General features: G+C 74.1%; 19 protein-coding genes and 1 pseudogene. 12 read left to right on the top strand and 8 right to left on the bottom strand.

Going from position 1 to position 24318, the window contains the following annotated elements:
- Positions 1–97: 97 nt before the first annotated feature.
- Complete coding sequence (dapD, locus tag O7625_RS02355) at positions 98–1054, bottom strand: 2,3,4,5-tetrahydropyridine-2,6-dicarboxylate N-succinyltransferase (RefSeq protein ID WP_282343961.1); 957 nt, start codon at positions 1052–1054, stop codon at positions 98–100.
- A gap of 72 nt (positions 1055–1126) precedes the next feature.
- Between dapD and dapE the strand changes: the two genes are divergently transcribed.
- Positions 1127–2200 (top strand): succinyl-diaminopimelate desuccinylase, encoded by a 1074-nt coding sequence (dapE, locus tag O7625_RS02350; RefSeq protein ID WP_089004161.1) that lies wholly within the window; start codon positions 1127–1129, stop codon positions 2198–2200.
- 183 nt (positions 2201–2383) lie between these two features.
- Here dapE and O7625_RS02345 read toward each other — a convergent pair whose 3' ends face one another.
- Entirely contained in the window at positions 2384–2554 is a 171-nt protein-coding gene (locus tag O7625_RS02345) for a hypothetical protein (RefSeq protein WP_157517574.1), read from the bottom strand.
- A 155-nt stretch (positions 2555–2709) separates the two neighbouring features.
- On the opposite strand from O7625_RS02345, the pseudogene O7625_RS02340 reads away from it, so the two are divergent.
- The 7 genes and pseudogenes from O7625_RS02340 to O7625_RS02310 all read left to right on the top strand — a co-directional run.
- Positions 2710–3525, top strand: a pseudogene (locus tag O7625_RS02340) (TIGR00730 family Rossman fold protein); the annotation flags it as partial.
- A 145-nt stretch (positions 3526–3670) separates the two neighbouring features.
- Positions 3671–4216, top strand: coding sequence for a TIGR00730 family Rossman fold protein (locus O7625_RS02335; protein WP_282343958.1), 546 nt, complete (start codon positions 3671–3673; stop codon positions 4214–4216).
- Positions 4217–4475: 259 nt separating this feature from the next.
- Positions 4476–8051, top strand: coding sequence for an ATP-dependent DNA helicase (locus tag O7625_RS02330; RefSeq protein WP_282346782.1), 3576 nt, complete (start codon positions 4476–4478; stop codon positions 8049–8051).
- A gap of 64 nt (positions 8052–8115) precedes the next feature.
- Positions 8116–11562: an ATP-dependent DNA helicase gene (locus O7625_RS02325; RefSeq protein ID WP_282346781.1), complete on the top strand. Its 3447-nt coding sequence runs from the start codon at positions 8116–8118 to the stop codon at positions 11560–11562.
- A gap of 198 nt (positions 11563–11760) precedes the next feature.
- Complete coding sequence (locus tag O7625_RS02320; protein WP_007464836.1) at positions 11761–11964, top strand: cold-shock protein; 204 nt, start codon at positions 11761–11763, stop codon at positions 11962–11964.
- A gap of 219 nt (positions 11965–12183) precedes the next feature.
- Positions 12184–13494, top strand: a complete 1311-nt coding sequence (locus tag O7625_RS02315) for a DEAD/DEAH box helicase (RefSeq protein WP_282343956.1) — start codon at positions 12184–12186, stop codon at positions 13492–13494.
- A 364-nt stretch (positions 13495–13858) separates the two neighbouring features.
- Positions 13859–14059, top strand: coding sequence for a hypothetical protein (locus O7625_RS02310; RefSeq protein WP_067308522.1), 201 nt, complete (start codon positions 13859–13861; stop codon positions 14057–14059).
- An 89-nt stretch (positions 14060–14148) separates the two neighbouring features.
- On the opposite strand, the gene O7625_RS02305 is transcribed toward O7625_RS02310, so the two are convergent.
- The 4 genes from O7625_RS02305 to O7625_RS02290 are packed head-to-tail and all read right to left on the bottom strand — an operon-like array spanning position 14149 to position 17338.
- Positions 14149–14622 (bottom strand): Rrf2 family transcriptional regulator, encoded by a 474-nt coding sequence (locus O7625_RS02305; protein ID WP_067308516.1) that lies wholly within the window; start codon positions 14620–14622, stop codon positions 14149–14151.
- A gap of 1 nt (position 14623) precedes the next feature.
- Positions 14624–15508, bottom strand: coding sequence for an ABC transporter permease (locus O7625_RS02300; RefSeq protein ID WP_067308513.1), 885 nt, complete (start codon positions 15506–15508; stop codon positions 14624–14626).
- Complete coding sequence (locus O7625_RS02295; protein WP_282343953.1) at positions 15498–16277, bottom strand: ABC transporter ATP-binding protein; 780 nt, start codon at positions 16275–16277, stop codon at positions 15498–15500. The genes O7625_RS02300 and O7625_RS02295 overlap by 11 nt, the downstream gene beginning before the upstream one ends.
- Positions 16274–17338: an ABC transporter substrate-binding protein gene (locus O7625_RS02290; RefSeq protein ID WP_282343951.1), complete on the bottom strand. Its 1065-nt coding sequence runs from the start codon at positions 17336–17338 to the stop codon at positions 16274–16276. Before O7625_RS02290 ends, O7625_RS02295 begins: the two co-directional genes overlap by 4 nt.
- A 252-nt stretch (positions 17339–17590) precedes the next feature.
- On the opposite strand from O7625_RS02290, the gene O7625_RS02285 reads away from it, so the two are divergent.
- The 3 genes from O7625_RS02285 to nudC all read left to right on the top strand — a co-directional run bounded on the left by O7625_RS02285 (position 17591) and on the right by nudC (position 21330).
- Positions 17591–18901 carry a pitrilysin family protein gene (locus O7625_RS02285; RefSeq protein ID WP_067308503.1) on the top strand — a complete coding sequence of 437 codons (1311 nt, stop codon included), beginning with the start codon at positions 17591–17593 and terminating at the stop codon, positions 18899–18901.
- A 114-nt stretch (positions 18902–19015) separates the two neighbouring features.
- Positions 19016–20350 carry a pitrilysin family protein gene (locus O7625_RS02280; protein ID WP_282343948.1) on the top strand — a complete coding sequence of 445 codons (1335 nt, stop codon included), beginning with the start codon at positions 19016–19018 and terminating at the stop codon, positions 20348–20350.
- Entirely contained in the window at positions 20347–21330 is a 984-nt protein-coding gene (gene nudC, locus O7625_RS02275; protein ID WP_282343946.1) for an NAD(+) diphosphatase, read from the top strand. The genes O7625_RS02280 and nudC overlap by 4 nt, the downstream gene beginning before the upstream one ends.
- 117 nt (positions 21331–21447) lie before the next feature.
- Here the strand turns inward: nudC and O7625_RS02270 are convergent, their stop codons facing one another.
- Both O7625_RS02270 and O7625_RS02265 read right to left on the bottom strand, forming a co-directional pair.
- Entirely contained in the window at positions 21448–21669 is a 222-nt protein-coding gene (locus O7625_RS02270; protein ID WP_282343944.1) for a DUF397 domain-containing protein, read from the bottom strand.
- A gap of 74 nt (positions 21670–21743) precedes the next feature.
- Entirely contained in the window at positions 21744–22721 is a 978-nt protein-coding gene (locus O7625_RS02265; RefSeq protein WP_282343942.1) for a helix-turn-helix transcriptional regulator, read from the bottom strand.
- 235 nt (positions 22722–22956) lie between these two features.
- On the opposite strand from O7625_RS02265, the gene O7625_RS02260 reads away from it, so the two are divergent.
- Positions 22957–24273: an MFS transporter gene (locus O7625_RS02260; RefSeq protein WP_282343941.1), complete on the top strand. Its 1317-nt coding sequence runs from the start codon at positions 22957–22959 to the stop codon at positions 24271–24273.
- The last annotated feature ends 45 nt before the right edge of the window (positions 24274–24318 follow it).

Below are 24318 nucleotides of genomic sequence, written 5' to 3'. Positions count from 1 at the left end.
GTCTCGTCGCGGGCCCGGACCCGTGCGCCCACCGACGGCGCGACCCGGCCCCGCGGTCGGTGGGCGGGGCGGCTCAGTCGGCGGGGGCCGGGGCGGCTCAGTCGTTGGCGTGCAGGGCGGCGTTCAGGGTGATGCCCCGACCGGTGCGCGGCTTCGCCTCCAGCGCGCCGGTGACCGAGTTGCGCCAGAACAGCAGCCCGTCGACACCGGACAGTTCCCGGGCCTTGACCACCCGGCCGTCCGGCAGGGTGATCTTCGAGGCGGCGGTCAGGTAGCAGCCGGCCTCCACCACGCAGTCATCGCCGAGCGAGATGCCGACCCCGGCGTTCGCGCCGACCAGGCTCCGCTCGCCGATCCGGACCCGGTCGGTGCCGCCGCCGGAGAGGGTGCCCATGATCGACGCGCCGCCGCCGATGTCGGACCCGTCGCCGACCACCACGCCCTGCACGATCCGGCCCTCGACCATCGAGGTGCCCAGCGTGCCGGCGTTGAAGTTGACGAAGCCCTCGTGCATCACGGTGGTGCCGGTGGCCAGGTGGGCGCCGAGCCGGACCCGGTCGGCGTCGGCGATCCGCACCCCGGCGGGCACCACGTAGTCGGTCATCCGGGGGAACTTGTCCACCCCGTACACCGCCAGGTGGCGGCCGGCGGCCCGCTCGATCACCCGTAGCTCGTCCACCCGCTCCGGCGGGCACGGGCCGGCCGAGGTCCAGGCCACGTTCGCCAGTTTGCCGAAGATGCCGTCGAGGTTCAGCTCGTTGGGCCGCACCAGGCGGTGGGAGAGCAGGTGCAGCCGCAGGTACGCGTCGGTGGCGTCCTTGATCGGCTCGTCCAGCGCGCCGATCACGGTGACCACCTGCACCGTACGCAGGCCGGGCAGGGACCGTTCGCCGACCGCGCCCGGCGGCAGGTCGAGCACGTCGGCCTGGTCCTCGCCGGGCACCAGCGGCAACTCGCCCAGCCCCAGCTTGCCGGTCGGGTACCAGGTGTCGAGCACCTGCTCGGCGGCGGTCACGGTGGCCAGGCCGATACCCCAGGCGGATTGGGACGTCACTGTTCTACCCTCTCGTTCGCGGCTGCGGGCTCACCCCTCGTGCCCACCGTTCAGGACGGTACCGTGCGAACCATGGAGAACCCGCTGACCCCCGAGGTCCTGGCCGACCCGGTGGCGCTCACCCGTGCCCTGGTCGACATCGAGTCCGTGTCCCTCGACGAGAAGGCCATCGCCGACTGCGTCGAGGAGGTCCTGCGCCGGGTACCGCACCTGAGCACCTTCCGGCACGGCAACACGGTGATGGCGCGTACGGACCTCGGTCGGGGCTCCCGGGTGGTGCTCGCCGGGCACCTGGACACGGTGCCGCACAACGACAACTTCCCGTCGACCATGCGCGGGGACCTGATGTACGGCTGCGGCACCTCCGACATGAAGTCCGGGGTGGCCTTCGCGCTGCACCTGGCGGTGACCCTGCCCGACCCCCGGTACGACGTGACGTACTTCTTCTACGAGGCCGAGGAGATCGAGTCGCGGTACAACGGGCTCACCCTGGTCGCCGAGGCGCATCCGGAATGGCTCCAGGCCGACTTCGCGGTGCTGCTGGAGCCGACGTACGGCATCGTCGAGGCCGGTTGCCAGGGCACCATGCGGGCGGTCGTCAGCACCCACGGGGAACGCGCCCACGCGGCCCGGTCCTGGCACGGGGTCAACGCCATCCACGGTGCGGGCGAGGTGCTGCGTCGGCTCGCGACCTACCAGGCGCGGCGGGTCACCATCGACGGTTGCGACTACCGCGAGGGCCTGAACGCGGTACGGATCCAGGGCGGGGTGGCCGGCAACGTGGTGCCCGACCGCTGCGACATCGAGGTCAACTACCGGTACGCCCCGGACCGTGACCCGGCGGCGGCCGAGGCGCACCTGCGGGAGGTGCTGGACGGTTTCGAGCTGACGGTCACCGACGCGGCGGCCGGTGCGCGCCCCGGGCTCGACGCGCCGGTGGCGCAGGAGTTCCTGGCGGCGGTGGGCGCGGCCCCGATCGGCAAGCTGGGCTGGACCGATGTGGCCCGCTTCGCGGCGATGGGCATCCCGGCGCTGAACTTCGGCCCGGGCGACCCCAACCTGGCCCACCACCGCGACGAGCACGTCGAGCTGACCAAGATCCGCGACGGCGCCGCCACCCTCCACCGCTGGCTCACCCCGGCCTGACCCAACCCCACCCCCGGCCCCCCACCCCCCACCCCAACCTCCCCGCGCCGCCGCACCCCGCGCCGAGCCCGGTGATCAAGAGGTTCAGGTCACCCGGGGGCTCGCGGATGACGTAAAGCTCTTGATCACCGACCGGTGCGGCGGATGGCGGGGCGGGAGAGGGGTCGGGGTTGGGGTTGGGGGTCAGGCGGGGGTGAGGTGGGAGGTGTCGGGTTCGGCGGCGGGGTCGAGGGGCTGGGCGGCGGGCTCCGCCGGCACCTCGAGCTGCCGGGCACGCCGACGCTCGGCCACCACCTCGTTGATCCGTCGCTGCATCTGCCGGCGGATCCGCATCCGCTCGTTGTTGCTGATCACGCTTGCTCCTCCCCCGAAGGCGCGCGCCGGGCCATACCCGGTATGTGAATAGTAAGACGTACGGGCGACAGAATTAGTTGCCCAAGATCGCGAACTTTTTCCTCGGCCCGCCGGCCGCCACCGGCGTGACGTGCGCCTCCACTACGGTGGCTGTCATGAGTCAGAGCAACGGGCGGCAGTCGGGCCGCGATCCGGAGCGGCACCGGGGAGCGGTCACGCTGCGCCGGGGCGCGATCCCCACCAGCACCGCTGACCAGCGGTTGTTGGACTCCCGGGGGCGTGGCGACTGGAAGACCAAGGACGCCTGGCGGGCGCTGCGGATCCTCTCCGAGTTCGTCGAGGGGTTCGACACGCTGGCCGATCTGCCCTCCGCGGTGAGCGTCTTCGGCTCCGCGCGTAGTAAACCCGACAGTCCGGAGTGCCGGTTGGCCGAGGAGTTGGGTGCCGCCCTCGCCCGGGCCGGTTACGCCGTCATCACCGGTGGTGGTCCCGGCGTGATGGAGGCGGCCAACCGGGGTGCCCGTGAGGCCGGTGGCCTCTCCGTCGGGTTGGGCATCGAACTCCCCTTCGAGCAGGGGCTCAACGACTGGGTCGACCTGGCCATCGACTTCCGCTACTTCTTCGCCCGCAAGACCATGTTCGTCAAGTACGCCCAGGCGTTCGTCGTGCTGCCGGGCGGCTTCGGGACCATGGACGAGCTGTTCGAGGCGCTCACCCTGGTGCAGACCGGCAAGGTGACCCGCTTCCCGGTGGTGCTCATGGGCACCGACTACTGGCGCGGGCTGCTCGACTGGCTGCGGGACAGCATGGTCGCCGAGGGCAAGATCGGCCCGGTGGACCTGGAGCTGATCTGCCTCACCGACGACGTCGACGCGGCGGTGCGGCACATCGTCGCCGCCGAGGCGGCGCTCGCCACCGACCAGGAGGAGGTCCGCGAGGAGGCGGTGGCTCGGACCGCCGCCGACCAGCAGGCCGCCCGCCGGGCCGCCGACGCCGCCGCGCCTGCCGGCGGTCCGGGCCGGTCCGCCGGCGTGGGTGCCGGCGACCCGGGACCGGACGACACCGGGGCCGGCGGCCCGGGTCGGGGCGACGCCGACGGACGGGAGGGCTGAGGCGATGGCGGCGATCTGTGTCTTCTGCGCGTCCTCCCGTACCCTCGACCAGCGCTGGCTGGACCTGGCGGCCGAGACCGGGGCGGAGCTGGCCCGGCGCGGGCACACGCTGGTCAGCGGTGGTGGCTGCGTCGGGATGATGGGCGCGCTCGCGGACGGGGCGCGGGCGGCCGGCGGGCGCACCGTCGGGGTGATCCCGCAGGCGCTGATCGACCTGGAGGTCTCCGACCGGGACGCCGACGAACTGCTGGTCACCGACAGTATGGCCAGCCGCAAGACCCTCATGATCGACAAGTCGGACGCGTTCCTCACCCTGCCCGGCGGCCTCGGCACCCTGGACGAGCTGTTCGAGGTCTGGACCACCGCCACGCTGGCCATGCACGCCAAGCCGATGGTGCTGGTCGACACCGACGGCTTCTACCGGCCGCTGCTCGACTGGCTCGCCACGATCACCGACCAGACCTTCCTCAAGCCCGCCGGTCTGGAGCTGCTCACGGTCGCCCCGACCGTCGCCACCGCGCTGGACGCGCTGGAGTCGCGGCTGCCCTGATCCCCGGGGACCGGTCCGGGGGTGTGTCGTACCGACATGGTGGGATGTGGGGGTGCAGGGGTACCGGCTGGTGCGCCGACCTGCCGGACCTGGCCCCGACGACGGGCGGTCCGCCGCGGACGTCCGGGGGGACGGCCGGCACGGCGGGGCGACCGGGGGGCCGGGCCGGGCCGGGCCGGACGTCGAGGGGGAGCCGCGGCCCGGGGGGTCGACGGATGACGCCGCGCGCCCCGACGCGACCCGTACCCCGAGCCACCGGGTGCCCGGCCGGGCGGGTCCGGGTCGGACGCGCGGCGGCGGGCGTGACGACCAGGCGTCAGCCGGAGCCGTCGGACGGGCCGGTGGCCGGCGGCGCGATCCGCTCCAGGACGAAGTGGTGGCGCACACCGACGGGCCGATGCTGGTCCTCGGCGGGCCGGGCACCGGCAAGACCGGCACCCTGGTCGAGGCGGTCGCCGCCCGGGTCGCCGAGGGGGTCGACCCGGAACGCCTGCTGGTGCTCACCTTCGGCCGTCGGCAGGCCACCGGGCTGCGGCACCGGATCGAGGCCCGGATCGCCGCCGACGGCCACCGGGTGCTGCGGGAACCGCTGGTACGCACCTTCCCGGCGTACGCCTTCGGGCTGCTGCGCCGGGCCGCCGCCGAGCGGGGTGAACCGTCCCCCCGGCTGCTCACCGGCCCCGAACAGGATCTGATCATCCGCGAGCTGCTGGACGTCGTGGGCACCGCACCCGACGACGACCCGGTCGGCTGGCCGGACGACCTGCTCCCCGCCCTGCGTACCCGGGCGTTCGCCGCCCAGCTCCGCGACCTGCTGATGCGGGCCGCCGAGCGGGGGGTCGGCCCGGTCGAGCTGGCCCGGCTGGGGGAGAAGCTGGGCCGCGCCGACTGGCCGGCCGCCGCCCGGTTCCTCCGCGAGTACGTCGCCGTCCTCGCCCTGCGCGACGTCGGCAACCGGGGTTCCGTGGCGTACGACCCGGCCGAGCTGGTGCGCGCCGCCACCGGGATGCTCCTCGACGATCCGGAGCTGCTGGCGGCCGAGCGCCGCCGACTGGCCCACGTCTACGTCGACGAGCTGGCCGACACCGACCCGGCCCAGCAGGACCTGCTGGCCGTCCTGGCCGACGGCGGCCGGCCCCTGGTCGCCTTCGCCGACCCGGACTCCTCCACGTACGCCTTCCGGGGCGCCGACCCGGCCGTGGTGGCCGCCTTCCCGCACCGGTTCCGGACGGCCTCCGGGGCACCGGCGGCGCAGGTCACCCTCACCACCTCCTACCGGGCCGGCGCGGTGCTGCTGGGCGCGACCGGCCGGCTGGCCCGACGGCTGCGCGGCCCGGCCGGACACCGGCGGCTGCGCCCACTGCCCGACGCAGCGCCCGGCAGCGTCGAGGTGCGTACCTTCCGCTCGGCCACCAGCGAGGCCGCCTGGCTGGCCCACGCGCTGCGCTCCGCCCACCTGCTCGACGGGGTGCCCTGGTCGGCGATGGCGGTGCTGGTCCGCTCGACGCACCTGCACCTGCCCTCGTTGCGCCGGGCGTTGCACACCGCCGGGGTGCCCACCGTCGTGCACGGCGAGGACCTGCCCCTGCACCTGCAACCGGCGGTGGCCCCGCTGCTGCTCCTGCTGCGCTGCGCGCTCGAACCGGCCCGGCTGGACGAGGAGTCCGCGATCGCCCTGCTGCACTCCCCGCTGGGCGGGGCCGATCCGCTCGCCGAGCGGCGGTTGCGGCAGGGGCTGCGGGCGCTCGCGCTGGCCCGCGGCGACCGGCGGCCCTCCGGCGAGCTGATCGTCGAGGCGCTGGCCGACCCGGCGGAGCTGGCCGGCATCGAACGGCGCTGGGTCGCACCGGCCCGTACCGTGGCGGAGCTGCTGGCCACCGCGCGGACGGCCGCGGCGGTGCCCGGCGCGACCGCCGAGGACGTGCTCTGGGCGGTGTGGAGCGCCAGCGGCCTGGCCGAGCGGTGGGCCGGGGCGATCATCCGTGGGCAGGAGGCCACCGGCGAGCACGAGACCGCCCAGCGCTGGCGGGCCGAGGCCGCCGACCGGGACCTCGACGCGGTGCTGGTGCTCTTCGACGCGGCGGCCCGGTTCGTCGACCGGTTACCCGGCGCCCGGACGGAGGTCTTCCTCGACCACGTGCTCGGCCAGGACCTGCCGGCGGACACCCTGGCCGCCAGCGCCGACCGGGGCGAGGCGGTCCGCCTGCTCACCGCACACGCCGCCAAGGGGCTGGAATGGGACCTGGTCGCGGTGGCCGGCGTGCAGGAGGGCGTCTGGCCCGACCTGCGGCTGCGCGGCAGCCTGCTCGGCTCGGAGCGGCTCGTCGACGTGCTGGTCGGCCGGGCGGACGGCACCGGTGTCCGGGCCGGTCTGGTCGGGCAGACCTCCGCGCTGCTCGACGAGGAACGTCGGCTCTTCCACGTCGCGGTGACCCGGGCCCGGCGCCGGCTGCTGGTCACCGCCGTCGCGTCGGCGGCCGTCGGCGGCGACGACCACGAGGAGCAGCCCAGCCGTTTCCTGCACGAACTCGGCGTCCCCGACCAGGACAACAACGCCCCCACCGGCAACGACCCCACCCCACCCACCCCCACCACCCCGCCCGGTGCCGTCGGTGTGGACGACCAGAGATCTTGGCGGGAAACGGCCCCCGGAGGGGCACTTTCCCGCCAAGATCCGCTGGCTGCCCACAGTGGCGGGGTCGGTGGGGGCGACGGGCCGGCTGAGGAGCTGCCCGGAGGGCCGGGGGAGCACCCGTCCGGAGGGCCGGCTGAGGAGCTGTCCGGAGGGCCGGGGGAGGAGTCGTCCCGGGAGCTGCCGGTCGGGCGGGTGCCCCGGGCACTGACCCTGTCCGCGCTGGTGGCGGAGCTGCGTACTGCGATCGTCCAACCGGGGGCGTCGGTGGCCCGGCGGCGCGCGGCGGCGGCCGAGCTGGCCCGGCTGGCCGCCGCCGGCATCCCGGGCGCGCACCCCGACGACTGGTGGGGGTTGCGCGGCCTCTCCGACGACCGGCCCCTGGTCGACGAGGGCGAGGCCGTCCGGGTCACCCCGTCGGGGATGGAGAGCGCCCTGCGGTGCAGCCTGCGCTGGCTGCTCGAACGGCACGGCGGCAGTGGACCGGCCAGCGCCGCCCAGGGGGTCGGCAACCTGGTGCACGCCGCCGCGATGCTGGCCGAGGACGCCAGCGCTGACCGGACCGCCCTGCTGGAGTACGTGGCCGCCCGGTTCGACGCGATCGAGCTGGCCGCCCGCTGGATGGTCGGCCCGGAACGGGAACGCGCCGAGGCCATGGTGGACAAGCTCCTGCGCTGGCTGGCCGGCAACCCGCGCCGGCTGCTCGCCATCGAGCACGAGTTCGCGGTCCGCCTCGACGACCCGACCCGCCCGGTCGAGCTGACCGGACGGGTGGACCGGTTGGAGGTCGACGCCGACGGTCGGCTCGTGGTGATCGACCTCAAGACGGGCAAGTCGACGACGGTCACCGAGCGGGAGGTGGCCGAGCATCCGCAGCTCGGGGCGTACCAGGCGGCGGTGGAGGCGGGCGGGTTCGCCGAGTTCGGCGACGAGGCCGGGGGCGCGGCGCTGGTGCAGCTCGGCACCGGCGCGCGGGACGCCCGCGAGCAGACCCAGGCCGCCGCCGGGCAGGGCCCCGAGGCCGGCTGGGCCACCGCCCTGGTCCGGCGCACCGCCGATACGATGGCCGCCTCGACCTTCGCCGCCGTCGCCAACGCCAAGTGCCGGGTCTGCCCGGTGCGGACCAGCTGCCCCGTCTCCGGTCAGGGCCGGCAGGTCGTCGAGCCGCCGGCCGCCGGCGACCAGCGGGCGGGTGAGCAGTGAACGTGCCGGTCGTGCCACCGACGGCCGGGCGGCCGGCGCCACGGTGCGGGACGAGGGGGCAGCGGTGACCCAGCCGACCCTGTTCGGCACCGGCACCCCCGCGCCGCGTGCCGCCGACGCCGGCCCGCGCTACACGCCGGTGGAGCTGGCCCGGCTGCTCCGGCTGCCCGCCCCGACCACCGAACAGGCCGCGATCATCTCGGCACCGGTCGCCCCGCTGCTGGTGGTGGCGGGCGCCGGGTCGGGCAAGACCGAGACGATGGCCGCCCGGGTGGTGTGGCTGGTCGCCAACTCGTACGTCCGCCCGGAGCAGATCCTCGGGCTGACCTTCACCCGGAAGGCGGCCGGCGAACTGGCGCACCGGGTGCGTACCCGGCTCGACCAGCTCGTCCGGCGGCTCGGCCGGCGCTCCCGCAACCCGCTGGACGATCCGCTGGCCGGGGAGCCCACCGTCGCCACCTACCACTCGTACGCCGGGCGGATCGTCGCCGAACACGGGCTGCGGGCCGGCTACGAACCGACCACCCGGCTGCTCACCGAGGCGTCCCGCTGGCAGCTCGTCGACCTGCTGGTGCGCAACTACGACGGCGACATGTCCGAGGTCGACCGGATGCCCAGCACCGTCACCGACGCGGTGCTGGCCCTGGCCGGCGAGCTGGACGAGCACCTGGTCGACCCGGACGAGCTGGCCGCCTGGACGGGGCGGTTCTTCGCCGAGGTGCAGGCCCATCCCGGCCGGGTCTACGCCGACGTCCGCAAGGCGCTCCAGCTCCAGCGGACCCGGCTGAAGCTGCTGCCCCTGGTGCGGGCGTACACCCGGCGCAAGGACGACTTCGAGGCGATGGACTTCGCCGACCAGCTCGCCCGCGCCGCCCGGGTGGCCCGGGACCACCCGGCGGTCGGCGCGGTCGAGCGGGACCGCTACCGGGTGGTGCTGCTCGACGAGTACCAGGACACCAGCCACGCCCAGGTGGTGCTGCTCAACCACCTGTTCGGCGGCGGCCATCCGGTCACCGCGGTCGGCGACCCCTGCCAGTCGATCTACGGTTGGCGCGGGGCCAGCGCCGGCACGCTGGACCGGTTCCCCACCGACTTCGCCCGCGCCGACGGCACCCCCGCCGGGGCGGTGACCCTCACCACCAGCTGGCGTAACCGGCCGGAGATCCTCGGCGTGGCCAACGCGCTGTCGGTGCCGTTGCGGGCCGCCGGCGCCCGGGTGCCGGAGCTGCACGCCGCGCTGAGCGTCCGGGATCCGATCCCGCACCGCAGCCCGCGCGGGCGGGCCGCCGGCACGGTGCACTGCGCGCTGCTGCCCAGCTACGTCGACGAGGCGGACTGGATCGCCGACAGCGTGCTCGCCGCCTGGCGGGGGGCGGCCCGGATGCCGGGCGCGCTGCCCGAGCACATCCCGGTGCCGCAGCGCCCCGCCACCGCCGTGCTGGTCCGGCTGCGCAGCCAGATCCCGGCGATCGAGGCGGCGCTGCGGGCGCGGGGGCTGCCGGTCGAGGTGGTCGGTCTGGGCGGGCTGCTGGACACCCCCGAGGTACGGGACGTGGTCTGCACCCTGCGGGTGCTCGCCGACCCGACCGACGGCGCGTCGCTGCTGCGCCTGCTGACCGGGGCGCGCTGGCGGATCGGGCCGCGTGACCTGGTGGCCCTGCACCGGCGGGCCCGGGTCATCGCCCGGTCCCGCCGGGAGCTGACCGGCGACGACGGGCCGGAGATCGTGGTGGACACCCTCGACGAGGCGACCCTGGTGGAGGCGCTGGCCGACCTGGGGCCGGCGCAGGCGTACTCGGCGGAGGGGTATGCGCGGCTGCGGTCGTACGGGATGGAACTGGCCCTGCTGCGGTACCGGCTGGACCAGACGCTGCCGGAGCTGATCGCGGACGTCGAACGCACCATCGGCCTGGACGTCGAGGTGGCGGTCCGGGCCGGCCGGGACGGCACCGGGGACGCCGGGCTGGCCCGGGGGCACCTGGACGCGCTCGGTGACGTGGCGGCCCGGTTCAGCGGCGAGACCCCGGCGGCGACGCTGGCCGGTTTCCTGGCCTACCTGGCCGCCGCCGAGGACGAGGAGCGCGGGCTCTCCCCGGGGGAGGTCGAGGTGGTGGCGGGTGCGGTGCAGGTGCTCACCGCGCACGCGGCCAAGGGCCTGGAATGGGACGTCGTCGCGGTCGCCGGGCTGACCCGGGGCGGCTGGCCCGGCCAGGTCCGCAACTCCGACCACTGGCTGGGCGGGCTCGGGGTGCTGCCCTTCCCGCTGCGCGGCGACGCCGACGGGCTGCCGGTGCTCGACCTCACCGAGGTGGCCGACCAGCGCGGGGTGGCCCGGTCGATGGCCGACTTCACCGACGCCTGGCGGGCGCACGACGAGCGTGAGGAGCGCCGGCTGGCGTACGTGGCGGTGACCCGGCCCCGCCGGCTGCTGCTCTGCTCCGGCTACTGGTGGGGCGAGGGGACCAAGCGGTTCCGGGGGCCGTCGGTGCTGCTCCGCGAGGTGTACGACGCCTGTCTGGCGGGTGGGGACGGGCTGCTGGTCGACGAGTGGGCGCCCGAGCCGGCCGGTGACGCGGTCAACCCGACCACCGAGCTGGTGCTGCGGGCCGACTGGCCGGCCGACCCGCTCGGGCCGCGACGGCCGGCCCTGACCGAGGCGGCGGCGCTGGTCCGCCGCTACCTCGCCGACCCCGACGCGGCCCGCCGCGAGGCCGACCCCGACGCGGCCCGCCGGGAGGCCGCCGCCGACCCCGAGGCGGTCGGGGGTGAGGCCGGGCCGGAGATGGCGGATCCGGAGCTGCTGCGGTGGCGGCGGGAGGCGGACCTGCTCCTGGCCGAGCGGGCGGAGCTGCTGCGGCGGGCCGAGGCGGTCGAGGTGCTGCTGCCCGACCACCTGTCGGTGACCCAACTGGTGGCGCTGCGCCGGGATCCGGCCACGCTGGCCCGTACGCTGCGCCGACCGATGCCCGGCCCACCCAGCCCGTACGCCCGGCGGGGCACCGCGTTCCACGCCTGGCTGGAGACCCGGTTCGGGGCCGACCGGCTGCTCGACCTGGACGAGTTGCCGGGTGCCGCCGACGCGGACGCCGCACCCGACGCGGCGCTGGCCGAGCTGCAGGAGCGCTTCCTGGCCAGCGAGTGGGCCGACCGGGTGCCGGTGGAGGTGGAGGTGCCGTTCGCCACGGTGCTGGGCGGTGTGGTGGTCCGGGGCCGGATGGACGCCGTCTTCGCCCGTCCCGGCGGGCGGTACGACGTGGTCGACTGGAAGACCGGGCGTCAGCCCACCGCCGGGGAGGCCGAGGTGGCCGCGGTGCAGCTGGCCGTGTACCGGCTGGCCTGGGCGGAGCTGGCCGGGGTGCCGGTGGACCGGGTGGGGGCCGCCTTCCACTACGTCCGGGACGGGGTGACGGTGCGGCCGGCCGACCTGCTGGACGCCGACGGGCTGACCGCGATCATCGCCGGGTTGCCGGAAAATCCGGTGGGGGGTGGCGTGGCGGAAGATCCGTGGTAGGTTGTTCTTGTTGCAGTTTTGGTTTCCAGAGACTCTGTGTGCGCCTGGCGGATTGTGGCCCCAGGCGCTCTTTGTTGTGTCCGGAGTTCTCCGGGCGGGGCGACCAAAAACAACAGGCGATTCGCGCATCCCGCGCGGAGCGCTCCTCTTCGGGTCCGCGAGGTGCGGGCTCGACGTTCCGTCAAGGAGACGAAACAGATGGCAATTGGCACCGTCAAGTGGTTCAACGCTGACAAGGGCTTCGGCTTCATCACCCCGGACGGCGGCGGCGCTGACGTCTTCGCCCACTTCTCGGCGATCCAGTCCTCCGGCTACCGGAGCCTGGACGAGAACCAGCGGGTCGAGTTCGAGGTGACCCAGGGCCAGAAGGGCCCGCAGGCGGAGAACATCCGCCCGCTCTGATCTTCGGATCGTCCGGTAACACCCACCGGGTCCACCGGACCCGGTGACGGACCGGTCCGCCGCGCCGCCCCCCGCTCCGGCGGGACGCGGCGTGCTGCGGCGGACCGGCCCGTAACCCATCGGTTCGTGCTTGTGAGTCCCGACGGCCAGTCCGTCGGAGACCGCGCCGGCTCTCGGCGCCCTCCCTCGACACGTGCCGCGTCGAGGAAGGCATTCCGCATGACCATGACCATTCCCACCTTCGCCGCGACCGGCCTCGCGCCGGCGCTGCTCGCCGAGCTGACCGCGCAGGGCATCACCGAGCCGTTCCCGATTCAGACGGCCACCCTGCCCGACTCGTTGGCCGGTCGGGACGTGCTCGGCCGGGGGCGCACCGGCTCGGGCAAGACCCTCGCCTTCGGGCTCCCGCTGCTGCACCGCACCGCCGGCCAGCGGGCCCGCCCCGGCCGCCCGCTCGCCCTGGTGCTGGTCCCCACCCGGGAGTTGGCCGCCCAGGTCACCACGGCCCTGACCCCGTACGCCCGGGCGCTGGGGTTGCGCTGCGCCACCGTGGTCGGTGGCCTCTCCCTCCAGCGGCAGGCGGACGCGCTGCGCGTCGGCGCCGAGGTGCTGGTCGCCACCCCCGGCCGGCTGCACGACCTGATCAACCGGGGTGACGCCCGGCTCGACCAGGTCGCCATCACCGTGCTCGACGAGGCCGACCAGATGGCCGACATGGGCTTCCTGCCGCAGGTGACCAAGCTGCTGGAGCAGGTCGCCCCGAACGGCCAGCGGATGCTCTTCTCGGCGACCCTGGACGGCGGGGTGGACCGGTTGGTCCGCCGGTTCCTCAGCAACCCGGTGTCGCACTCGGTGGACCCGGGCACCGCCACGGTGACCGCGATGACCCACCACGTGCTGCACGTCGACGCGGCGGACAAGCCCACCGCGCTCACCCAGATCGCCGCCCGCGAGGGCCGCACCATCCTGTTCATGGCGACCAAGCACCGCGCCGACCGGATGGCCCGGCAACTGCTCGCCAAGGGCGTACGCGCGGCGGCGCTGCACGGCGGGAAGTCCCAGCCGCAGCGCACCCGGATCCTGGAGCAGTTCCGGACCGGGCAGGTCACCGCGCTGGTCGCCACGGACGTGGCGGCCCGGGGCATCCACGTCGACGGGTTGGACATGGTGGTCAACGTGGACCCGCCCACCGAGGCGAAGGACTACCTGCACCGTGGTGGCCGGACCGCCCGCGCCGGGGAGGCCGGCCAGGTGGTCACCCTGGTCCTGCCCGAGCAGCGCCGGGACGTCTCCCGGCTGATGAGCGTGGCCGGCATCAAGCCGCAGTCCACCCAGGTACGCCTCGGCGACGGGGCGCTGGCCCGGGTGACCGGCGCGCGTGAGCCGTCCGGCGTGCCGGTGACCATCGTCGCCCCGGCCCCCGCTCCGGCCGCCCGGCCGCGGGCCGCTGCCGGTAACGGTGGCGAGGGCGGCCGGTCGCACCGGGCGTCGGGCCGCTCCCGTCGGCCGCGTCGCCCCCGTACCGCCTGACCGAGCACCGTCCCCCCGGCGGCCGACACCGAACGCCTGGACCGACCCGACGGGACCGCTGGTGTGGTGTCGGCGTGCTGCCGGTGCCGCACCGTCGTCCGGTCGGGTCGGTCCCGTTGCGGGGTCGTCACGTCGTGTCGACCGGGAGTGGGCGGTGACGCACACCGTCGGTCGGGACCGGATTCCGGCCGTCGGATGGACGCTGCGGGGTCGCCGGAAGACCGTCGGTGATCATGCTGGCTGATGGGTCGGTTTGCCGGCTCGATTGCGTCCGATCGGTGACTGTTCCACCGGGTGCGGCTGGTCGAAGCTAGCTGCCGGGGGAAAGAACCGGCCGGCACGGCCGGGCACGGGAGGGGTGACCATGGCGGGGGACGCCGATTCGGGGGCCGGGCGCGAGCTGCTGGTGGTGTTCGCCGTGGCGGGTGCCGGGCTCCTGCTCGCCATGGTCGCGGCGTTCGCGCCCTGGCACCCGAGGCCGGGACGGGCCGCCCCGGCCGGGTTGGTCGAGCTGCACACCCCCGACGAGGTACGCCCGTCCACGGTCGAGCTGACCGTGGGTTGAGTCGGGCCGGCGGTCCGGGCGGCCGTCCGAGCGTCGGATCCTGGGGGGTCGACGGTCGGACGGCCACCCGGGTGGCCGCCGTCCACGGGTCAACGGGCCGCGGTCTGCTCCCGGTGGACCAGCAGGTCGGTCAGCGTGGTCCGGTCGACCACCACGGCGATCGCGCCGTCCACCGCGAGCCACACGTCGCGTAGGCCGGCAGCCACCCCGTGATAGCCGGCGTCCTCGGCGGGCAGTCCGCGGACGGTGGTCAGTGAGCCGCCGACGGCGCGCAGCACGTCCCCGACGCTGATCTGCGCGGCGGGGCGGGTCAGCGCGTAGCCGCCCTCGGTGCCCCGGTGGCTGAGCAGCAGACCGGCCCGGCGCAGGTCGAGCAGGATGCCCTGGAGGAAGCTCAGCGGGATGCCCTGCGCCTGCGCCAGGCTCGCCGCCTTCACCAGGTCCCCACCGACCCCACCGTCGGGGCGGCCGGTCCCGTCGTCGGGGCCGGCGTGCCCGCCGCCGGAGGCGGCGACGGCGAGCATGGCCCGGAGCGCATAGTCGCTGCGCGCGGAGATGTACACGTCACTGACCAGCCTGGTCCAGGACGCCCCAGCGGCGGCGGATCGCCCGGTCCGCCGCCCCGAACGCGGCGTCGACCACCAGCCCGACCACCAGGATGACGATCATCGTGGCGAGCAGCCAGGGTGCGTCGGACAGCTCCCGGGAGTAGGTGAGCTGGGCGCCCAGCGACGTCTGGGAGATGCCGACCACCAGCAGCTCGCCGGCCATCAGGCTGCGCCAGGAGAAGGCCCAGCCCTGCTTGAGCCCGGCGACGATGGCGGGCAGCGCGGCCGGCGCGATGACGTACCGGTAGAGGTTCAGCCCCCGGGCGCCGAGGTTGCGGCCGGCCCGGACCAGCAGCGGCGGCACGTAGTCGACCCCGCTGATCACCCCGTTGGCGATGGACGGCGCGGCACCGAGCACCACCACGAAGAAGATCGCCTTCTCGCTCAGCTCGAACAGCAGGATGGCCAGCGGGAACCAGGCGATCGACGGCATCGTCTGCAATGCGGTGATCATCGAGCCGATCGCCGCCCGGAGCACCGTGAACCGGGCCACCGCCAGGCCGACCAGCAGGCCGACCGCGACGGAGAAGAGATAGCCGAGCGCCGCCCGTTGCAGCGTGGTGGCGAGCCCGTCCCAGAGCTGCCGGCCGCTGGCCTGCCGGACCAGCTCCTCGGCGACGGTGACCGGGCCGGGCAGCGAGTACGGCGGCTTCCACCCGCTCCAGACCACCAGCTGCCACAGGCCGATGGCGATGCCGAGCGCGGCGAGCTTGGGCCAGGTGGACGCCCAGAGCCGGGCACCCCGGGAGACCTCCTTCTCCTGGCCGGCGATCTCCAGCGCGTCCAGCCCGGAGATCTCCGCGTCGGTGCGGGCCGCGCCGGTCAGGGTGTCATTTGCCATGGCGGCCCACCTCGGTACGGAGTCGGTCGGTGACCTCGGAGGCGATCGCGGCCACCTCGGGGGAGTCGATGCGCCGGGGACGGGCCACGTTCACCTCCGTGGACCAGATGATCCGGCCGGGTCGGCTGCTGAGCAGGATGATCCGGTCGGCGAGCCGGGCCGCCTCCCGGACGTTGTGGGTCACGAACAGCACGGTGAGCTGCCGCTCGGTCCAGATCCGTTCCAGCTCGTCGTGCAGGATGTCCCGGGTCATCGCGTCGAGCGCGCCGAACGGCTCGTCCATCAGCAGCACCGGGGTGTCCAGGGCGAGGGTGCGGGCCAGGGCGACCCGCTGCCGCATGCCGCCGGAGAGCTGGTGCGGCCGTTTGCGGCCGAAGTCGGACAGGTGGACGGTGCTCAGCAGCTCCGCCACCCGTTCCCGACGCTCGGCCCGGGGCAGCCCGCGCAGCTTCAACGGGACCTCGACGTTGGCCTCGACGGTCAGCCACGGGAAGAGCGCCGGCTCCTGGAACATCAGGCCGGGGTTCGCGTCGTCGGCCACCGTGATGGTGCCGCCCTGGGCCCGGTCCAGCCCGGCGACCAGGTTGAGCAGCGTGCTCTTGCCGCAGCCGGACGCGCCGACGAGGCAGACGAACTCGCCCGGACGGACGTTCAGGCTCACCCCGTCCAGGGCGAGGACGGCGTTCGTCCCGCGCCCGTACACCTTGGTCACCCCGGAGAGCGCGACCGCGGCGGTCGCGCTCTGCGGGGTCGTCGTGGTCGACGTCACGGCTGGGTGACCTCGGCCTGGCCCTGGGTCCTGAGCACCTCGTTGAGGTACTTCAGGTCGTACAGCCCGTCGAGGTCGACCGGCTGGGTCAGCTGCACCGCGACGGCGTGGTCCAGCCCGGTCTTGAGCGAGGACGCGATCGGGTCGTTGGTGAACAGCAGGGTCGGCCACGCCTGCTTGATCAGCTTGAGGTCCAGCGGCTTACCGGTGATCTTGCCGATGTGGTCGGAGATCGCCTGCTGGGCCTCGTCCGGCTTGGCGTTGACGAAGTCGTTCGCCGCGACCTGCGCCTCGACCAGCTTCTTCACCGTCTCGGGGTGGGCCTTGAGGAACTTGGTGGAGACGATCAGGTTGGTGATGACGAACTTCTTGTCGGGCCAGAGGTCCCGCTCGTCGACGAGGACCTTGCCGCCGGCGTTGACCAGCCGGGAGACGAACGGCTCGGGCACCCACGCGCCGTCGATCGTGCCGCTGGAGAAGGTCTCCACCGTCTGGGCGTTCTCCTGCGGGACGATCTTGACGTCGCCGCCGCCCTCCTTGGTGGTCTTCAGGCCCTTCTCCTTGAGCCAGTAGCGGATGGCCACGTCCTGGGTGTTGCCGAGCTGCGGGGTGGCGATCTTCTTGCCGCGCAGCTGCTCGACCGAGGTGATCTCCGGCTTGACCACCAGGGCGACCCCGCCGGAGGCGGCGCCGGAGATGACCCGGACGGCCTCGCCCTTGGACTTGGAGAAGGCGTTCACCGTCGGGTTCGGGCCGATGTACGTGGCGTCGAGCGCGCCGGAGAAGATCGCCTCGATGGCGGCCGGGCCGGCGTTGAAGGTCTTGGGGTCGAGCTTGACGTCGCTGCCGAGCTTCTCGGCGAAGATGCCCTTCTCGACACCGACCACGGCCGGCGCGTGGGTGATGTTGGGGAAGTAGCCCAGCCGCAGGGTGACCGGGCCGGAATCGCCGCCACCGGCGCTGTCGTCGTCACCGCACGCCGCGGTGGTCCCCATCGTGGCCGCGCCGATGACGGCGAGGGTGGCGAGGGAGACCAACCGACGGAAGGGGAGCCGTCTCATCGTCCATCCAATCCGCAGTATTCCTATTTAGTTGGTAGGAAGAGTGGGGCAGGGGTCCGGCAGCGTCAAGAACAGTCCATATCGTGGGATCAACAGTCCCGGATATTGCCGGCTTACCCCTCCTCTTACGGGGTTTTCGGGCTCATCGCCGCACACCCGTCGACACCCGGAGCGGTCGCCGCACACCCCCCGACACCCGGGGCGACCCGAGGACGGCCGTGTCGCCGGTGACGACACGCTAGGGTCGATCACGTGCCGACCCGGAGAGCGAAGATTCCCACGACGAAGTACCCGGTCGAGCGGTTCACCCTCGACAACGGCCTACGGGTGGTCCTCACCCCGGACCGCAGCGCCCCGGTGATCGGGGTGGCGGTCGTCTACGACGTCGGCATCCGCTCCGAGCCGCAGGGCCGCACCGGCTTCGCCCACCTCTTCGAGCACCTGATGTTCCAGGGCTCGGAGAACCTGGAGAAGCTGGCCCACTTCCGGCACGTCCAGGGTGCCGGCGGCACCTTCAACGGCTCCACCCACCTGGACTACACCGACTACTACGAGACGCTGCCCGCCAACGCCCTGGAACGGGCGCTGTTCCTGGAGGCTGACCGGATGCGCGGCCCCCGGCTGACCGAGGAGAACCTGCGTAACCAGGTCGACGTGGTCAAGGAGGAGATCCGGGTCAACGTGCTCAACCGGCCGTACGGCGGGTTCCCCTGGCTGACCCTGCCGCCGGTCATGTTCGACACCTTCCCCAACGCGCACGACGGCTACGGATCCTTCGACGACCTGGAGTCCGCCACCGTCGCCGACGCCGCCGACTTCTTCCGCCGCTACTACGCCAGCGGCAACGCCGTGCTCGCGGTCAGCGGGGACGTCGACGTCGCGGAGGCGACCGCCCTGGTCGAACGGCACTTCGGTGACGTGCCGGCCCGGCCGGCCCCGGAACGCCCCGACTTCACCGAGCCCGACCTGACCGCCGAGCGGCGCACCTCGTACACCGATCGGCTGGCGCCGCTGCCGGCGGTGGCCTCGGCGTGGCGGGTGCCCGATCCGGTCGGCGACTTCACCGGCTACCTCGCCTACGCGGTCCTCGCCGAGGTGCTGACCGACGGGGAGGCGTCCCGGCTGGTCGAGCGGCTGGTCCAGCGGGACCGCAGCGTCACCGGCCTCGGCGGCTACCTCGGTTTCATGGGTGACCCGTTCGACGTCCGCGATCCCACCGCGCTGCTGTTCCAGGCGCACCTGCCGCCCGGCGGCGACGTGGACAAGGTGCTGCGCACGGTCGACGAGGAGCTGGACCGGCTGGCCACCGACGGGCTGACCGACGGCGAATTGGCCCGCACCCAGGCGCGGATGGCCACCCACCTGCTGCGGGACACCGACGCGGTGCTCGGCCGGGCGCTGCGGATGGCGGTGCTGGAACAGCAGCGCGGCGAGCCGGGCCTGCTCAACGAGCTGCCCCGGCTGGTCGGTGAGGTCACCGAGGCACAGGTCCGCGCCGCCGCCGCCACGCTGCGCCCGGACCGCCGCGCCTCCATCGAGATCATCCCCGGAGGTGCCCGGTGAGTGCGAGGAGTGAGCCGGGTTTGCGAGCCCCGCAGTCGCGAACGGAGACGGCCCGGTGAGTGCGAGGAGTGAGCCGGGTTTGCGAGCCCCGCAGTCGCGAACGGAGACGGCCCGATGAGTGCGTTGACCCCTACCGTCCGGGCGCTGCCGGCGCTCGGGCCGACCCGGCGGCTCAAGCTGCCCAGGCAGGCCGAACGGCGGCTCGGTAACGGGCTGACCGTGATCGCGGTACGCCGGCCCGCGGTGCCCCTGGTCGAGCTGCGGCTGTGGCTGCCGTTCGGCCGGACCCACCTGGCCCGCAGCGCGATCCTCGCCGAGACGCTGCTCGCCGGCACCGCCACCCTCACCGCCACCCGGATCGCCGCCGAGCTGCAGAAGGTCGGCGGCGGGCTCTCCGCCGGGGTCGACCCGGACCGGCTGATGGTCTCCGGCGCGGGGCTGGTCACCGGGCTGGACCGGATGCTGGAGATCCTGGCCGACGTGCTGACCGGGGCCAGCTACCCGGCCGACTGGGTGCAGACCGAACGGGACCGGCTGGTGGACCGGATCCAGGTGGCGCAGAGCCAGCCGGCCCAGGTGGTGCGTACCGCGCTGCTCCGGCGGATCTACGGCCGGCACCCGTACGCGGTGCAGACGCCGGAGCCGGAGCAGGTCCGCGCGGTCCGTCCGGCGGCGCTGCGCCGGTTGCACGCCGACCGGGTGCACCCGGCCGAGGCGGTGCTGGTGCTGGTCGGCGACGTCCAGCCGGAGCGCGCGTTGGACGCCGCGGAGAAGGCCCTGGCCGGCTGGACCGGGGACAGCCGGGGGGCCGACCTGCCGCCCGCGCCGCCGCTGGAACCGGGGCCGCTGCTGCTGGTGGACCGGCCGGGTTCGGTGCAGTCGTCGCTGCGGATCGCGTTGCCGGCGGTGCCGCGCACCCATCCGGACCACGCCGCGCTGCAACTGGCGAACCTGATCTTCGGGGGCTACTTCTCGTCCCGCTGGACGGAGAACATCCGGGAGGACAAGGGCTACACCTACGGCCCGCACTCGTCGGTCGAGCACTCGGTGGCCGGGTCGGTGCTGGTCGCCGGGGCCGAGGTGGCCACCGAGGCGACCGGCCCGGCGCTGCTGGAGACGACGTACGAGCTGGGTCGGCTGGCGTCGCTGCCGCCCGGCCCGGAGGAGCTGGAGCAGGCCCGCCAGTACGCCCTGGGCACCCTCCAGCTCGGCATCTCCACCCAGGCCGGGCTGGCCGCGTTGACCAGTGCGTACGCCGGCAACGGGTTGCGGCTGGACTTCATCGCCGAGCATGCGGCCCGACTGGCGAAGGCCACCGTGGACGACGTCGCCGAGGCGGCGGCCCGGTACCTCGCCCCGGCAGGGGCGGTCGTGGTGGTGCTCGGGGACGCCGAGCGGGTCGCCGGTCCGTTGGCCGCCCTCACCGCGGTGCGTACGGAGTCGGCGTGAGCGGTGAGACCGCTCCGCCGCTGGCCCGTTCCACGCTGGACCGGGCCGCGCACCGACGTACCGACCCGCAGTGGTTGGCGCAGGCCTGGCAGCGGGCCCGGGTGCTGGTCCTGGACTCGACCAGGGAGGGGCGGGCGCTGGTCCGGGCCGACGTGAACCCGCCGGTGCTGGTCTTCCGCGACGCCGCCCAGGTCGAGGCGCCGGGGCAGGTCGGGGCGCCGGGACAGGTCGGGTCGCCCGGGGAGGCGTACCCGCTCTTTCTCGGGGTGGAGCCCGACGGTGTGCCGGTGTTCGCGGTGGACGCCCCGCTGCCCGATCTGCCGGACACCCGGGCGGCCCACCTGCGGGAGATCGGCCATCTGCTCGGTGACCGGGACGCCGGGATCTTCACCACCGCGCTCGCCCTGGTCAACTGGCATCTGGGGCACGGTTGGTCACCGCGGACCGGGAAGCGGACCGAGGTCGACGAGGGCGGCTGGTCGCGGGTGGACGCGGACGGCCACCGGGCGTGGCCGCGTACCGACCCGGCGATGATCGTCCTGGTGCACGACGGGGTGGACGGTCCGGAGGGTCGCTGCCTGCTGGGCAACAACGCCACCTGGCCGCGTACCCCGGGGCAGCGGCGTTTCTCGTGCCTCGCCGGCTATGTCGAACCGGGGGAGTCGGCGGAGGCGGCCGTCCTGCGTGAGGTCCGCGAGGAGGTCGGCGTCGGGGTCGAGCGGATCCGGTACGCGGGCAGCCAGGCCTGGCCGTTCCCCGGTTCGCTGATGCTGGGCTACCTGGCCGAGGCGGACCCGGGGGAGCCGGTACGGCTCGATCCGACGGAGATCGCGTACGCCCGCTGGTTCACCCGGCGGGAGATCGGCGCGGTGCTGGCCGGACGGGCGGTGGACGCGGGGGACGGTGACCGGGTGCTCCTGCCGCCGCCGTCGTCGATCGCCCTGTTCCTGGTCCACCGCTGGCTCGACGGTCACTGCTGACCCCGCCCGACCCGGGGGTGTCCTCCGGTCGGGCCTGACCAAGGTTGTGCTCCGGGCCTGACCGGGACGGTGCGGGACCGCCGGCGGTCCCGCCGACGGCCCCGCCCGGTCGCCGGATCAGTCCAGTGCGAACTGTCCGTTCTTCGTGCCCTCGATGAAGCCGAGCCAGCCGGCCCGGGGGAAGAGCAGGATCGGGCCGCCCGGGTCCTTGCTGTCCCGCAGCGCCACCGCCGCCGTCGCGGTGCGCAGCTGGGCGACCTCGACGCAGTTGGAGGTCTGGCTGCGGGTGCTCTTGTGCCAGCGGGCGTCGGCGGGCACGGTCTCCTGGATCTCGTTCATGACTCTGCTCCTGGTTTCTGGAACTGCTTCGACGAAACGAGCGGCGGTCGCCCGGCCCTGACGGCAGGTGGGTGTCACCGTTCTGTCAGACGCCCGGTTTGTCGGCGGCGCTGGGCCGGCGCTGCTGTCGGACCCGGGGCCGCTGTGGACGAGGTCGCCGTCTCGGTCAGCCGTCCCGTCGCCGTGAAGAGCCAGGTAAGGGTGTCCGATGCGGAGAGCGCCGCCGAGCACAACCACTCAAATGCCACTTTATATCGATTTACCGTGGTTGCCTCGGTCGACATGACGTCGATGAAGCCTCCTTCGATCGCCAGCGTCTCCGGATCCTGGGCGTCGGCGAACCGGTAGAGCGAGAACGCCGTCGGCGGCAGGTAGAACTCCCCGATCCGGGTGTCGCGGAGCAGCAGGTGCAGCGTCACGTTCGGCAGGATGGCCAGCTCACAGAGGTGGGCGAGCTGGTCCCGCAGCACGTCGGGCGGGCAGGCCCGCCGACCCAGCGCGGCCTCCTCCAGCACCGCCGTGTACTCCGGACCGTCCGCGCGGTCGAGCAGGGACTGTCGGGCGCGGCGGGCCTTGACCTCGGTCTCCGGGTCGTGTCCGGTGGACGGCCCGGCCGACTCCGTGGCGGTGGCGTTGGCCGAGACGATCCGCAACCGGGCGTACCCCTCGGTCTGCAACAACCCCGGCACCAGCACCGGGTTGTACTCCCGGATCTGGGCGCAGCCGGCCTCCAGCTCGGTCCAGCCCAACTGCTGCTGGGTCATCACCGGATACGACCTGCGCCAGGCGCGCATGTCGCCGGCCTCCTCGGTGATGACGAGCAGCTCGTCCCGCAGGGCGGCACCGGCCCCGTAGAGGTCGAGCAGGATGCCGACGTCCTCCGGGTCGGGGCGGCTGCGGCCGTTCTCCAGGCGGGAGAGCTTCGACGCCGACGCCCAGCCGATCCGCTCGATCACCTGGTCACCGGTGAGTTCCGCCGCCTCGCGCAGCCGGCGCAGTTCATTGCCGAGCCTGCGTCGCCGCAGGATCGGGCTCGGTACGGCAGGAGGCACGATGTCCTCGATTCCGTCGACCGCCGCAGGACGCGACGGTAACTGTATGAAATTCGCCCCCCACGGTCAGTATGGACGGCGCGACCGGAGTCGGAGGTCCCGACGAGGGCGTGTCTTGCGACAAAAAGAGGACTGTGGAACCTGCCCACCGGACCCGGGGACGATGCCGTCCCACCCGGCGGCAGTTCCCCCGTACGCGCCCCACCCGGGCGCCACTCCCGCCGGAGGGAACCCCATGCACACCGTCCTGCGCCGCCCCGACTTCCGTCTGCTCTTCGTCGCGCTGCTGGCCAGCATGGCGGCCGAGTCGATGCTGCTGCTCGCCCTCGCCATCTGGGTCAAGGATCTGACCGGCTCCGACGGGCTGGCCGGCGCGACCATCTTCGCGATCATCGCGCCGATGGTCCTTGCCCCGCTGGTCGGCTGGGTCGTCGACCGGTACCGTCGTCGACCGTTCTTCGTGGTCGCCAACCTCGGCACGGCACTGCTGCTCAGTCCGCTGTTCGCGGTCCGCGACCGGGATGACGTCTGGATCGTCTACCTGGTGGCGGCCTGCTACGGGTTGTCCTACCTGACCCTGCACGCCACCCTGAACGGGCTGCTCCGCCAGCTCGTGCCGAGCGAGCTGCTGGCGGACGCGAACGGGGCGTTGCAGACCGTGCGGCAGGGCCTGCGCCTCGGTGGTCCGCTGGCCGGCGCGGCCCTGTACGCGGCGGTCGGCGGCTGGCTGCTCACCAGCCTGGCGATGACCGGGTTCGTGGTCGCCGCCGCCGTGGTGGGCCTGCTCCGGGTGACCGAGCACCCGCCCGCCGCCGCCACCCTGCGCTGGCCCGCCGAGCTGGCCGCCGGGCTGCGTCACCTGACCCGCGAGGCGGCCCTGCGCCGGGCGCTGCTCGGGTACGGGCTGGGCTCGCTCGTGATGGGCTTCACCGAATCGCTGATCTTCGCGTACGTCGACCAGGGGCTGGACCGCGACGCCGCCTTCGTCGGGGTGCTGATCACCGTGCAGGGGGTCGGCGGCCTGGCCGGCGGTCTGCTCTCGCCGACGGTCGTCCGCCGGGTGGGTGAGCTGGGGGCGCTCGCCGCCGGGGTGACCCTCTTCGGCCCGGCCGCCCTGGCCCTGGCCTGGCCGGATCTGCGGCTCGGCGTGCTGGCGCTGCTGCTGGCCGGGCTGTCCCTGCCGTTGACCATGGTCGGGCTGAGCACGCTGGTCCAGCGGCGTACCCCGCCGGGGCTGCTCGGCCGGGTCACCGCGGCGTCCGAGGCGCTGGTCAGCGGCCCGCAGGCGGTCTCCATCGGCACCGGGGCGCTGCTCGTCGGTGCGATCGACTACCGGCTGCTCTTCGTCCTCGTCGGGGTGGTCACCACACTCGCCGGTCTGTGGCTCTGGCAGGGCCGTCGGCTGACCCCGCCGACGGCCGTCCCGCCCGTCCCGCCGAACGCCGTGCCGCCGACTGCGGCGACCGCCGTCCCGCCCACCCCGGCGGTCCACATCCCGACCCCCCGCCGGCCGCTGTCCGACCCCGCGGTCGACCGGATCCCCGGCCGGTGACCCCGACGCCGCGCGGGCGGCCCGACCGGTGGGTCGGACCGCCCG

It is taken from the genome of Micromonospora sp. WMMD714, from assembly GCF_029581315.1.
Lineage (GTDB): Bacteria > Actinomycetota > Actinomycetes > Mycobacteriales > Micromonosporaceae > Micromonospora > Micromonospora rifamycinica.
This window is presented reverse-complemented; position numbering and strand designations above follow the sequence as displayed.

Coding starts and splice junctions, on each gene's coding strand:
- O7625_RS02300 (WP_067308513.1), bottom strand. CDS start 15,508: ATGGCAAATGACACCCTGACCGGCGCGGCCCGCACCGACGCGGAGATC.
- dapE (WP_089004161.1), top strand. CDS start 1,127: ATGGAGAACCCGCTGACCCCCGAGGTCCTGGCCGACCCGGTGGCGCTC.
- O7625_RS02315 (WP_282343956.1), top strand. CDS start 12,184: ATGACCATGACCATTCCCACCTTCGCCGCGACCGGCCTCGCGCCGGCG.
- O7625_RS02335 (WP_282343958.1), top strand. CDS start 3,671: ATGGCGGCGATCTGTGTCTTCTGCGCGTCCTCCCGTACCCTCGACCAG.
- O7625_RS02310 (WP_067308522.1), top strand. CDS start 13,859: ATGGCGGGGGACGCCGATTCGGGGGCCGGGCGCGAGCTGCTGGTGGTG.
- O7625_RS02290 (WP_282343951.1), bottom strand. CDS start 17,338: ATGAGACGGCTCCCCTTCCGTCGGTTGGTCTCCCTCGCCACCCTCGCC.
- O7625_RS02260 (WP_282343941.1), top strand. CDS start 22,957: ATGCACACCGTCCTGCGCCGCCCCGACTTCCGTCTGCTCTTCGTCGCG.
- O7625_RS02270 (WP_282343944.1), bottom strand. CDS start 21,669: ATGAACGAGATCCAGGAGACCGTGCCCGCCGACGCCCGCTGGCACAAG.
- O7625_RS02320 (WP_007464836.1), top strand. CDS start 11,761: ATGGCAATTGGCACCGTCAAGTGGTTCAACGCTGACAAGGGCTTCGGC.
- O7625_RS02280 (WP_282343948.1), top strand. CDS start 19,016: ATGAGTGCGTTGACCCCTACCGTCCGGGCGCTGCCGGCGCTCGGGCCG.